Annotated in this window: 10 protein-coding genes; 8 read left to right on the top strand and 2 right to left on the bottom strand. The window is 62.5% G+C overall.

The genetic code is table 11. The annotated features are described in order from the left end of the window. Positions 1-40 precede the first annotated feature (40 nt). The 5 genes from AB7951_RS02900 (at position 41) to AB7951_RS02880 (ending at position 5,562) form a co-directional block, all read left to right on the top strand. A complete protein-coding gene (locus AB7951_RS02900; RefSeq protein WP_120287103.1) occupies positions 41-1,072 on the top strand; it encodes an amidohydrolase family protein in 1,032 nt (343 codons plus the stop codon). Further along, complete coding sequence (locus AB7951_RS02895; RefSeq protein WP_120287104.1) at positions 1,069-1,974, top strand: VOC family protein; 906 nt, start codon at positions 1,069-1,071, stop codon at positions 1,972-1,974. Before AB7951_RS02900 ends, AB7951_RS02895 begins: the two co-directional genes overlap by 4 nt. Beyond that, positions 1,971-3,539, top strand: a complete 1,569-nt coding sequence (gene mhpA / locus AB7951_RS02890) for a bifunctional 3-(3-hydroxy-phenyl)propionate/3-hydroxycinnamic acid hydroxylase MhpA (protein WP_439061941.1) — start codon at positions 1,971-1,973, stop codon at positions 3,537-3,539. Before AB7951_RS02895 ends, mhpA begins: the two co-directional genes overlap by 4 nt. Positions 3,540-3,612: 73 nt before the next feature. Further along, positions 3,613-4,461 carry a fumarylacetoacetate hydrolase family protein gene (locus AB7951_RS02885; protein ID WP_120287106.1) on the top strand — a complete coding sequence of 283 codons (849 nt, stop codon included), beginning with the start codon at positions 3,613-3,615 and terminating at the stop codon, positions 4,459-4,461. A 123-nt stretch (positions 4,462-4,584) separates the two neighbouring features. Next, positions 4,585-5,562: a tripartite tricarboxylate transporter substrate binding protein gene (locus tag AB7951_RS02880; protein WP_120287107.1), complete on the top strand. Its 978-nt coding sequence runs from the start codon at positions 4,585-4,587 to the stop codon at positions 5,560-5,562. A 97-nt stretch (positions 5,563-5,659) separates the two neighbouring features. On the opposite strand, the gene AB7951_RS02875 is transcribed toward AB7951_RS02880, so the two are convergent. Further along, positions 5,660-6,151, bottom strand: a complete 492-nt coding sequence (locus AB7951_RS02875) for a Dps family protein (protein WP_089266251.1) — start codon at positions 6,149-6,151, stop codon at positions 5,660-5,662. A gap of 264 nt (positions 6,152-6,415) precedes the next feature. Between AB7951_RS02875 and AB7951_RS02870 the strand changes: the two genes are divergently transcribed. Then, positions 6,416-7,111, top strand: a complete 696-nt coding sequence (locus tag AB7951_RS02870) for a class I SAM-dependent methyltransferase (RefSeq protein WP_120287108.1) — start codon at positions 6,416-6,418, stop codon at positions 7,109-7,111. Positions 7,112-7,313: 202 nt separating this feature from the next. Here the strand turns inward: AB7951_RS02870 and AB7951_RS02865 are convergent, their stop codons facing one another. Continuing rightward, positions 7,314-7,679: an ArsR/SmtB family transcription factor gene (locus AB7951_RS02865; RefSeq protein WP_120287109.1), complete on the bottom strand. Its 366-nt coding sequence runs from the start codon at positions 7,677-7,679 to the stop codon at positions 7,314-7,316. 115 nt (positions 7,680-7,794) lie between these two features. Here AB7951_RS02865 and AB7951_RS02860 point away from each other — a divergent pair, with 115 nt between their 5' ends. Next, positions 7,795-8,967: an MFS transporter gene (locus AB7951_RS02860; RefSeq protein ID WP_120287110.1), complete on the top strand. Its 1,173-nt coding sequence runs from the start codon at positions 7,795-7,797 to the stop codon at positions 8,965-8,967. Positions 8,968-9,138: 171 nt separating this feature from the next. Next, positions 9,139-12,603: a carbamoyl-phosphate synthase large subunit gene (gene carB, locus AB7951_RS02855; protein WP_120287111.1), complete on the top strand. Its 3,465-nt coding sequence runs from the start codon at positions 9,139-9,141 to the stop codon at positions 12,601-12,603. Positions 12,604-12,634 lie beyond the last annotated feature (31 nt).

The raw sequence follows: 12,634 nt of genomic DNA, 5'->3' as shown, positions 1-12,634 counted from the left end.
TCGCAACTGTCCAGCCGCGCATTGCCCGATCACAGTGCCTATGAGCGCCATCTCCCCATGCAGCTGCGGGATCGATGTCCACGCACATGTCGTGCCGTCCTCCTTCCCTTCCTACCTGGGCGCGGCGGTGCCGGCCGACTGGCCGTCGATGGCGGATGCCAAACCCTGCCACAAGCATGTGATGATGGCCGGCCGCATCTATCGCACGGTGTCGGATCGCTGCTGGGATGTCGCCAAGCGCGTCACGGATATGGCGGAGATGGGACTCGGCGTGCAGGCCATTTCGCCGATGCCGGAGCTACTGTCCTATTGGATGGAGCCCGCAGCGGCGAATGATCTCCTCCGCTACATCAACGACCAGATGGCCGAGATGGTCATGCATTCCGGTGGCCGCCTCGTCGCCCTCGGCGCGGTACCGCTGCAGGACATCGACCGCGCCATTGCCGAGCTGCATCGGCTGAAGCACGAACTCGGCTTTGCGGGCATCGAGATCGGCAGCAACATCAACGGCAAGCCGATCGGGTCTCCCGACTTCGACGGATTCTTCGCCGAGGTCGAGAAGCTCGACATGGCGGTGTTCGTCCATGCTCTGCGGCCTTGCGGCATGGATCGCCTCGTCGGCCCCGCGCAGTTGCAGCAGGTACTGGCCTATCCGACCGATGTCGGCCTTGCCGCGGCATCCGTCATCACCTCGAACCTCTTGCTGCGCCACCCGCGCCTGCGCATGGCGTTCAGCCACGGCGGCGGCACGCTCGCCTCGCTGCTGCCGCGGCTTCAGGAGGGATATCAGGTATTTCCTGTGCTGCAGGAGAGCATCCAGGAATCGCCGATCTTGCAGGCACGCCGGCTCTATTACGACGCGCTGGTCTATGACGACCCGACGCTGCTGCATCTGATCGCCAAGTTCGGCGCGACGCAGATCATGCTCGGCACAGACTACCCGTTCGCATTTCACGATCGCGCGCCGGCAACGCGCGCCGCATCAGCGATCGGCGACGAGGCGACGCGCAATCTCGTCCTTCATGCCAATGCAAGACGTTTCCTCGGCCTTGACGAGCAGGCTTCGCAATGACCCATTTCCCGATCACAGCCCTGCGCAGTGTCGATCTCGACACGCCCGACCTGCAGCGATCCGAGCAGTTCTACACATCTGTGTGGGGACTCGACCTCGTGACGCGCCACGAAGGCGTCACTTACTTGCGGGCCAGCGGCACCGATCACCATGTCGTCGCCTTGCAGCAGGGCGATCGCCCCGCGCTGAGGGCCATTACGTTCCGGCTGCATTCGGATGCGGAATTCGAAACGATCGCCGCAGCATCAGTGAAACACGGGGCCACGCTGCTCTCCGGCCCGGCTCCGAATCCGGGGCCCGATGGCGGAACGATCATGAGCATTCGCGCGCCCGGTGGCGGCGTGCTTCGCTTCGTTCATGGCGACCTGCAACATGCCGAAGCTCCGTCATCGGCCAACCGGCCAACGCGTCTCGCGCATGTCAACATCAACAGCACCGCTGTCGATGATCTCGCCGCGTTCTACGAACAGGCGCTCGGCTTCCGGCTCACCGACCGCTCGAAGATCATGGCCTTCGTTCGCTGCAACAGCGACCACCACGCCATCGTCATCGCCGACGCTGCCGTGAACGGGCTCAATCACGTCGCCTTCCTGATGCCGGATCTCGAAGCGGTGATGCGCGGCTCGGGTCGCATGATCGATGCCGGATTTCCCATTGCCTGGGGCGTCGGCCGCCACGGCCCCGGCGACAATGTGTTTGCCTATTTCATCGATCCGGTCGGGATCGTCATCGAATACACCGCCGAAGTTCTGCAGGTCGATGACAGCTATGTCGTGCGCGGCCCGTCGGAATGGGTCTGGCCACCCGGCCGCACCGATCACTGGGGCATCGCCCCGCCCAAGGCCGATCACGTCAAGGCGGCACAGGTTGCCGTTCCCTATGCCGACGGGAGTGCCGCGTGACGGTTTCATCCGAGCAGACACGGAATGATTTTCAGGTCGTCGTGGTCGGTCATGGTCCGTCAGGCGCCATCGCGGCCAGTCTCCTTGGCGACCGGGGCATCCGCACGCTGGCGATCGACCGTCAGCTAGAGGTCTATGACAAGCCACGTGCGATCGCGATCGATCATGAGATCCTGCGCCTGCTCGACAATCTCGGCGCCGCCGAGCGCGTGCTGCCTTACGTTGCTCCGTTCCCCGCCTCCCAGCATTTCGGCGCTAAAGGGCAGTTGATCCGCCGCATCGACATGGTCGCGGAGCCCTATCCGCTCGGCTACACGCCCAGCATGGTGTTCACGCAGCCGCCGGTCGAAGCTGCCTTGCGCGAACATGCCGCGGCCTATGACAGCGTCGAGGTCGAGCTGGGCACCGAACTGCTCGGCTTCGAGCAGTCGACCGATCGTGTGACACTGCATTTGCGCGACGATCGCGGCATGACGCGCGCCATCACCGCCGACTACGTCATCGCTTGCGACGGCGCATCGAGCGGCACCCGGCAACAGCTTGGCATCGCATTCGAGGATCTCGTCTTCGATGAGCCCTGGCTTGTCGTCGATCTTCAGGTCAACGACGCCTCCCTCAGCAAGCTGCCGCAGACCGCGGCGCAATTCTGCGATCCGTCGCGGCCCACGACCTTCATCATCGGCCCCGGCAATCATCGCCGCTTCGAAATCATGCTGCTGCCCGGCGAAGATCCGCGCGAGATGGAAACGGCCGCGCAGGTCTGGCGGCTGCTTTCGCGCTGGATCACGCCTGATGATGCCATGCTGTGGCGTGCTGCAAGCTACCGGTTTCATGCGCTGGTCGCGCAGGAATGGCGATGCGGCCGCATCTTCCTCGCCGGCGATGCCGCGCATCAGCAGCCGCCGTTCATCGGCCAGGGCATGTGCCAGGGCATCCGCGACGTCGGCAATCTCGTCTGGAAGCTCGACCGCGTACTCCGCGGACAATCCAATGCAAAATTGCTCGACAGCTACGGCGAGGAGCGCGGCGAGCATGTGCGCCAGCTCACTTCCCGCATCAAGGCCATCGGCCATGTGATCTGCGAACGCGATCCCGACGCCGCAGCAGCACGCGACGAGCGCATTCTTGCGGAGGGTGGCGGCCAACCCCGCACCATCACCCGTCAGGAAATCGTGCCGCCATTGCAGACTGGTTTATTGGCGTTCCCGCTTTGCGCAGCGCATGGCACGTTGTTTCCACAGCCATGGATCAGGACCGCAGAAGGACGGCGCCGTCTCGATAGCGTCGCCGGCACCGGATGGCGGCTTGTGCTCGATATGCGCAACGAACTGGAGCCCGGTCCCGACCTGCAAGCGATCATGACTCAGCTGGACATCAGGCCAATTCGCATCGGCCCCGCCGCCGATGACGTACTTACTGAAGAGGACGGCGTTCTCGCCGCCTGGTTCGACCATCACGACTGTCGCGCCGCAATCGTCCGGCCCGACCACTACGTCTTCGGCGTCGCCAGCGAGACCAGCGCACTCGACGCGCTGCTCACCGATCTTGCGGAGCGGCTCCGATGATCACGCCGGCCGCACAGCGTCACCACACCAACATTTCCCACGGACACGCAGCTTCCAGAGCGAGGACATCACGATGAAATTGGCAAGTTTTCAGATCGGCGGAAAACCCACCTGGGGCGTGATCGAGGGCAATGATGCGCTCGATGTGGGCGCACTGCTTGGCGATCGCTTCCCCGACCTTAAATCCGTCATCGCAGCCGACGCGCTGTCCGTGGTGCGTGATGCAGCCGGCAAGGCCAAGCGCATACCGACCGCTGACATCACCTGGTTGCCGGTGATTCCGAATCCGGACAAGATTCTCTGCATCGGCCTGAACTACGAGATGCACCGCAAGGAAACTGGACGCGCCGAGGTCGACAATCCCACGGTGTTTGGCCGCTTCGCCAACAGCCAGACCGGCCATCTCACCAATATCATCCGGCCGAAGGTCTCGACCCACCTCGACTTCGAAGGCGAACTCGCCATCATCATCGGCAAGCCCGGACGATACATTTCGCAGGCAGATGCATGGAGCCATATCGCCGGCTATGCCTGCTACAATGAAGGCAGCGTGCGCGATTTCCAGCGTCACACCCATCAGTTCACGCCCGGCAAGAATTTTCCGGAGACCGGCGGCTTCGGTCCCTGGATGATGACGCCGGATGAACTCGGCGATGTTGCGCCGCTGCGGCTGCAGACCCGCGTCAATGGCCAGGTCGTGCAGGACGCCACCATCGATCAGATGATCTTCGATATCCCGCGTCAGATTGAATACTGCTCGTCCTTTACCCGCCTTGAGCCGGGCGACGTGATCGCCACCGGCACGCCGGGCGGCGTCGGCGCCAAGCGCACGCCTCCGCTTTGGCTGAAGCCGGGCGATATCGTCGAGGTCGAGATCGATCGGCTCGGCGTGCTGCGCAACGGCGTGGCCGACGAGACCTGATGCAAGCGGCAGCCCGCGCCACCAGCGCCGCGGGCTGCTTCGCACGACAAGACCCGCTCGTTCAAAAAGCACGCCTCAACAAGCGATCAAAAATCGCAGGCCAACCATTTCAGGAGGAAATCCATGCTCACATTGTCCCGTCGTATCTTGTTGACCGGTGGCATTCTTTGCCTCTCGCTGCCCGCCTACGCGCAATCATGGCCGCAAAAGCCGGTGACGATCGTGGTGCCGCAGGCGGCGGGCAACAGCCCGGACGTGCTGTGCCGCATCGTCGCCGAAAAACTCTCCCGCGCGCTCGGACAACAGTTCATCGTTGAGAACCGCCCGGGCGCCGCCAACCTCGTCGGCGCACAGACGGTCGCGCGCGCCGCGCCCGACGGCTACACTTTCCTGTTCGCGACATCTGCGGCGCTGGTCACCAATCCCTACACGTTCAAGAAACTGCCCTACGATCCCGTGAAGGATTTCGTCCCGGTGGCGATGGTGGCGCGAAGCAATCACGTCCTGCTCGTCAATCCCGAAGTAAAAGCCAAAACGCTGGCGGAATTAATCGCGCTTGAAAAATCCGCTCCCGGCTCCCTGAGCATGGCGGTCGACGGCGCGCGCAACATTTCCGGCCTGATCGCTCAGACCATCAACAAGCAGGCGGGCACCAGTTTCGTGCTGGTGCCCTACAATACGATCACCAACGCGATCCAGGACAGCCTGACCGGACGCACCCAGGTGACGATCCAGTCCGCATCGGTGGCTGAGTCCTTCATCAAGGCCGGTACGCTGCGGGCACTCGCCATTGCCGGCAACAAGCGCGTCGATTCATTGCCGGATGTGCCCGCAATTGCCGAGACGCTGAAGGGCGCGGATCTGCAAGGCTGGTTCATGATGATGGCCCCGACCGGGACACCTGCCGAGATCGTCGACAAACTCAGTGCCGAGATTGCGCTGGCACTGAAATCGCCGGACGTGCAGGAGCGCGCGCCCGTGCTCGGCTTCGATGTCGCCTCCGGTGACGTGGTGACGCCTGCGGGCGCGAAGCGCTTTTTCGACGCCGAGCTTGTCGCCACAGGCAAGACGATTCAGGAACTCGGCATTCAGCCTGAATAACCGCGGCCCAGCGCTTGTGCCGAACAACGGCAGCATCTCCACATGAAAACGCCCGCTGTGAAGCGGGCGCTTTGACATATTCAATCGGGAACGAAGCTTACGCCTCGTTGCCGCCTTCCTGCTGCGACGCCTCGAACAGGAACCAGGTGCGGCGCTCGGTGTCGTCGATGTAGTTTTCAAGCAGGCTGGCGCTGGCGATGTCCTTGGCGTCGTCGCAGACCTCGTGGGCCTTGCGCATCGCCGCTGCCATCTTCTTGTTGTCGTTCATCAGCTCGCGCAGCATCTCCACCGGCGGCACATAGGCCTCGTCATTGTCCTTGATGGTCTGCAGCTTGGCGACTTCGCCGATCGAACGCAGCGTGCGACCGCCGATCTTGCGCACGCGTTCCGCCAACGGGTCTGTCGTCGCAAAAATCTGGTCGGACTGCTCGTCGAGCATCAGGTGATAGTCGCGGAAATGGCGCCCGCTGAGATGCCAGTGAAAATTCTTGGTCTTCAGGTAAAGCGCGAAAGCGTCGGCGAGCAACCCGTTCAGCGCCTTGGCCACCTTCTCCACGGCGTCGGCTGAGAGGTCAGTCGGGGTATTCATTTCGGCAGCGATTTTCGATGTCTTGGTGCTCACGTTACTTACCTTCCCGTGTCGGATGATTTGATGGCTGGAGGGTTGTCGTCAGGGCGGAAGATTTCAGGAAAAATCGGAGTGGTCTTGACGGAAAGCACTGCAAATTTCCGAAAACTGCGGTTCTTGAAGGAAAGGCGGTTTCCCACGCGCCTGAAAACGCTCTAGACCGTTTCAACGCATCACAAATATAGGGGTTCCCGACACGGGAACAACAATCGGGCCGGGCAGACGATGGAAGATTGGATCGATTATTACGATTCCACGCATACGATTTATGCGAGCAAGCTGCATCGTGACGTGCATTTCGAGGTCATCGCCCGCGATATCATTGGCTATATCGCCTCTCAGGATGCCGTCGTGCTCGACTATGCCTGCGGTGAAGCACTCTCGGCCGCCAAAGTGGCCAATGCCTGCAGCAAGCTGATCCTGGCAGAGCCCGCGCCTGGCGTTCGCGGCCGACTGGTCGCCCGCTTCGCGCCCAACACCAAAATCCGGGTCCGTTCGCTGGAAGAGTTGCGCAACATGACGGCGCAGTCGATCGACCTGGCTGTCATGAATTCGGTGGCTCAGTACATGACAGGCCCCGAACTCGACGATGCCTTTGCAATCATCAAGCGGCTGCTGGCGCCTGGCGGCAAGCTGGTGGTCGGCGACATCCTGCAGCCCGATGTCGGCATGGCGACCGATGTCATGGCGCTGCTGAAGCTCGCCCGGGAACACGGCTTTCTGTGGGATGCATTCGTCGGACTCGTGCGCACGGCCCTCTCTGACTACCGACAGCTGCGCACCAAGGTTGGCCTGCAGCGCTACAGCGAGGCGGAGATGCTGGCCAAGCTGACCGCGGCCGGTTTCCGGGCGTCGCGGGCGCCGATCAATATCGGCCACAATTCCTCGCGCATGACCTTCGTCGCCCATCACGCATTCTGAGGCATCGGCTCGGGCAAACGGACGATTAAGGTTAACAGACGGTTTACAAAACTTGAGGTGGATCGCCACCCCGTGATCGGTAACATTGTGCTCGGCCCGGTGGCGGAAATGTCTACGCGGGGGCGATGCATCGCTCTTTATCCTGGTTCAAGTCCAGGCTGGGCCTCCAACCTTTCAGACATTTACCAGTGGGTCGGCGCTGTCAGGTTTCGGTGAATTCCAGCACCGGAAGCTGCAGGCGCTCGGCATCGCGCTCGGCCGATGCGAGCACCGCATCCAGCAAACCCGGAAATCTGCTCTCGAGATCTTCGCGGCGCAGTTTCATCAAACGCGCCGTCCCCACCGCGCGCGTTTCCATCAGGCCGGCCTCGCGCAGTTTCGCAAAATGATAGGCGAGATTGGATTTGCCGCTGAGGCCGTAAAAATCGCCACAGCGCAATTCACCGACCTCTTTCTCGCGTTTGGCCAGATTATAGACGATCGCCAGCCGGATCGGATCGCTCAGGCAATCCATCACGCCAGGCAATTCGATCTGTTCGCGCGTGGGATGCGGGAGAATGCGGCTCATAGCCCCTCAATACTGAATCCAACCGGCCGCCGCAATGTTCAATATTTCTTGAACCATTTGACATTTTGCACCGCCGCATCAATAGTTCAACAGACCTTGAACTAAGGATGTAGTGATGAGCGTGTTCTGGCTGGCCCTGGCGGCATTTGCGATTGGGACCGAAGCATTTGTGATTGCTGGCCTTCTTCCAATCATGGCAGCGGACCTGAATGTCACGTTGGCGGCTACGGGACAATTGGTCACCGTTTACGCCATCACCTATGCCATCGGCTCGCCGATCCTGGCTGTGCTGTTCAGCAATTTTGACCGCCGCACCGTCGTTTCGTTGGCGCTGGTCTGCTTCATCGTCGGAAATCTTTTAGCGGCCGTTGCGACCACATTCGGCACTCTCCTGCTATCGCGCATGCTGATGGCTGTGGGCGCGGGACTGTGCATGCCGACCGCCATGGCCGTCGCAATCGCGATCGCTGCACCGGAACGCCGTGGCCGCGCCGCGTCGCTGGTGATCTCCGGCCTGACGGTGGCGACGGTTCTGGGCGTGCCGCTCGGAACCTGGGTCGGCAGTCATTTTGGCTGGCGGTCGACATTCGTGATGGTCGCAGCGCTCGGCGCCGTCGCATTGGCCGGGCTGCTGCTGGGACTGCCCCGCGGTTTGCCACGCACTGCTGCCACACTCGGTCAGAGGCTTGCCGTCGCGCGCCATCCCGAAGTGCTGAAAACCCTTGCCGTAACCTGCATGTGGGGCCTCGGGGGCTTTACCTCATTCACCTATCTGGCTGTGCCGCTGCATCGGCTCGGCTTTGACGCCAACGGAATCAGCCTGGCGCTGCTGGTCTTTGGCGTCGCCGCGGCCATCGGAAACACCCTGGGCGGCGCGATGTCCGACCGTATCGGACCGCTCCGGACCTCAACGCTGGGCCTGATCGGCATGATGCTGTCACTGACGCTGCAATCGGCGGCCCTGACATTCGCACCGCCCGCCACTGCGGGTGTGCTGTTTCTGGTCTTTATTTTTTCCCAGGGCATTGCCGGCTGGATGTTCTATCCCGGACAGGTCGCACATCTCGTGCGCATCACGCCGGAAGCCTCGGTCATCGCGCTCTCGCTGAACGCCTCAGCCATGTATATCGGCTTTGCCGGCGGCAGCGCGTTGGGCGGCGTGGTGCTGTCGACATTGAGCTCCAACCACCTCGGCTGGATCGGCGGCTGCGCCGAGGCGGCAGCCCTCGTGCTCGTCCTCGCCGGACACCTTCTGAAGCGCCCGAAACCGGCCCAAATTGCCGGTTGATGGCACCTTCAAAAGCCTTCCCCGCCCCGTTATAGTGGTCTAAAGACAGCCGCGCGCGAGGATCGGCCTATGGCTCCCTGAGGGGTCAATGGCTGGTTTGGCGCCCGGGCCCGAGGGACGCGCGTATGCGCGCCCTTTTTTTGTGCCGATTTGTCACCACCGCGAGTTTAAATGCCAAAACGCACCGACATATCCACCATCCTGATCATCGGCGCCGGTCCTATCGTGATCGGCCAGGCCTGCGAGTTCGACTATTCGGGCACGCAAGCCGTCAAGACGCTCAAGGAAGAGGGCTACCGGATCGTTCTGGTCAATTCCAATCCGGCCACGATCATGACGGACCCGGAACTGGCGGACGCGACCTATATCGAGCCGATCACACCCGAGATCGTCGCCAAGATCATCGAAAAGGAGCGCGGCGACCGCTCCAAGGGTTTTGCGCTGCTGCCGACCATGGGCGGCCAGACCGCGCTGAACTGCGCGCTGTCGCTGCGCCAGCAGGGCACGCTGGAGAAGTTCGACGTCGAGATGATCGGCGCGACCGCCGAAGCGATCGACAAGGCCGAAGACCGCCAGCTGTTCCGCGAGGCGATGACGAAAATCGGGCTGGAGACGCCGAAGTCGCGGCTCGCCAACGCATCCGCGCTGAAGAAACAGTATCGCGAGCAGCACCAGGCCGAAAAGGCCAAGCTAACGGGCGACGCGCTGGCCGAACACGAACGCCAGTGGGTGCTCCATGAAGGTGACCGCCGCAAGCGTTATCAGGAGCACGCGCTTGGCCAGGCGCTGATGGCGCTGTCTGAAATTGGTTTGCCCGCGATCATCCGCCCGTCCTTCACCATGGGCGGCACCGGCGGCGGCATTGCCTATAACCGCGAAGAATTCCTCGACATCATCGAGCGCGGCCTCGACGCGTCTCCGACCAACGAAGTGCTGATCGAAGAGTCAGTGCTCGGCTGGAAAGAGTACGAGATGGAAGTCGTCCGCGACAAGAAGGACAACTGCATCATCATCTGCTCGATCGAGAATCTCGATCCGATGGGCGTGCATACCGGCGACTCCATCACCGTCGCGCCGGCGCTGACGTTGACCGATAAAGAATATCAGATCATGCGCGACGCCTCGCTGGCGGTGCTGCGCGAGATCGGCGTCGAGACCGGCGGCTCCAACGTGCAGTTCGGCGTCAATCCTGCCGACGGCCGCATGGTCGTGATCGAAATGAATCCGCGCGTGTCGCGCTCATCGGCGCTGGCCTCGAAGGCCACCGGCTTCCCGATCGCCAAGGTCGCAGCGAAGCTCGCTGTCGGCTATACGCTGGACGAAATCGCCAACGACATCACCGGCGGCGCAACGCCTGCGTCGTTCGAGCCGACCATCGACTATGTCGTCACCAAGATTCCCCGTTTCGCCTTCGAGAAATTCCCCGGCGCATCGCGCACGCTGACGACGTCGATGAAGTCGGTCGGCGAAGTGATGGCCATCGGCCGCACATTCCAGGAAAGCTTGCAGAAGGCGCTGCGCGGACTTGAAACCGGCCTGACCGGTCTCGACGAAATCGAGATCGAGGATCTCGGCCGCGGCGACGACAAGAACGCGATCCGCGCTGCTCTGGGTACACCGACGCCGGACCGTCTGTTGCAAGTCGGTCAGGCCATGCGTCTGGGCTGGACCGATGAGGAGATCTTCAACTCCTGCAAGATCGATCCGTGGTTCCTCGCCGAGATGCGCGGCATTGTCGAGATGGAAGCCAAGGTGAAGGCCAATGGCCTGCCCGCCAACGCCTTCGGCATGCGGACGCTGAAGGCCATGGGCTTCTCCGACGCGCGCCTCGCCGTGCTCGCCGGCAAGACCGAGGCCGACGTCAAGGCACTGCGCCGCTCGCTCGATGTGCGCCCGGTGTTCAAGCGCATCGACACCTGCGCCGCCGAATTCGCCTCGCCGACCGCTTACATGTATTCGACCTATGAGTCGTCCTTCGCCGGCAGCTTCGCCGACGAGAGTCAGCCGTCGGACAAGAACAAGGTCATCATTCTTGGCGGCGGCCCGAACCGTATCGGCCAGGGCATCGAGTTCGACTATTGCTGCTGTCACGCCTGCTTCGCGCTGGCCGACGCCGGCTACGAAACCATCATGGTCAACTGCAATCCGGAGACCGTGTCGACCGACTACGACACGGCGGATCGCCTGTATTTCGAACCGCTGACTGCCGAAGATGTGCTCGAGATCATCGACACCGAACGTCAGAACGGCACGCTGCATGGCGTGATCGTGCAGTTCGGCGGCCAGACCCCGCTGAAGCTCGCGCGCGCGCTGGAAGCCGCCGACGTGCCGATCCTCGGTACCTCGCCGGATGCCATCGATCTTGCCGAAGATCGCGATCGCTTCAAGCGCATCCTCGACAAGCTCAAGCTCAAGCAGCCGAAGAACGGCATCGCCTATTCGGTCGAACAGGCCCGCCTCGTCGCAGCCGATCTCGGCCTGCCGCTGGTGGTGCGTCCGTCCTATGTGCTCGGCGGCCGCGCGATGCAGATCATCCGCGAGGAAAGCCAGCTCGGCGATTACCTGCTCGGCACGCTGCCGGAGCTGGTGCCCGGCGACGTCAAGGCGCGCTATCCGAACGACAAGACCGGCCAGATCAATACGGTGCTCGGCACCAATCCGCTGCTGTTCGATCGCTACCTGTCGGATGCCATCGAAGTCGACGTCGACTGCCTGTGCGATGGCAAGGATACCTTCATCGTCGGCATCATGGAGCATATCGAGGAAGCTGGCATTCACTCCGGCGACTCGGCCTGCTCGCTGCCGCCGCATTCGCTCGACGACGACATGATCGCCGAACTCGAACGCCAGACCCGCGACATGGCGCTCGGCCTCGACGTGGTCGGACTGATGAACGTGCAGTTCGCGGTCAAGGATCGCGACATCTACGTGCTCGAAGTCAATCCGCGCGCGTCGCGCACCGTGCCTTTCGTTGCCAAGGTGATGGGCATGCCGGTGGCCAAGATCGCCGCGCGTATCATGGCCGGCGAGAAGCTCGCCGACTTCAGTCTGAAGAAGCGCAAGCTCGACCATGTCGGCGTCAAGGAATCGGTCTTCCCGTTCGCGCGCTTCCCCGGCGTCGATACGGTGCTCGGCCCGGAGATGCGCTCCACCGGCGAAGTGATGGGCATCGACCGCTCGTTCGAAATCGCCTTCGCCAAGAGCCAGCTCGGTGGCGGCACCCGCGTGCCGCGGAGTGGCACCGTGTTCGTGTCCGTGCGCGAAAGCGACAAGACGCGCATTCTCGATGCCGTGAAGCTGCTCTCGTCGAACGGCTTCAAGGTGCTCGCGACGTCAGGGACCCAGCGCTTCCTGGTCGACAACGGCGTCCCCGCCGAGAAGATCAACAAGGTGCTGGAAGGCCGACCGCACATCGTCGATGCCATCACCAATGGCGAGATTCAGCTGGTTCTGAACACCACCGACGGGCCGCAGGCCCTGGCCGACAGCCGCTCGCTGCGGCGGGCTGCCCTCTTGCATAAAGTACCGTATTACACCACTCTTTCGGGTGCCGTGGCGGCTGCACAGGGCGTCCGGGCATATCTGGGCGGGGACCTTGAGGTCCGCACATTGCAGAGTTACTTTTCCGAAGCCTGAATTCGGGCGGACTGCAGGTCCGACGAGATCA

It is taken from the genome of Tardiphaga sp. 285_C5_N1_2 (genome assembly GCF_052076065.1).
Taxonomy (GTDB): domain Bacteria; phylum Pseudomonadota; class Alphaproteobacteria; order Rhizobiales; family Xanthobacteraceae; genus Tardiphaga; species Tardiphaga robiniae.
Note: the sequence above shows the minus strand (reverse complement) of the source record. Positions and strands in the feature narration are given on the sequence as shown.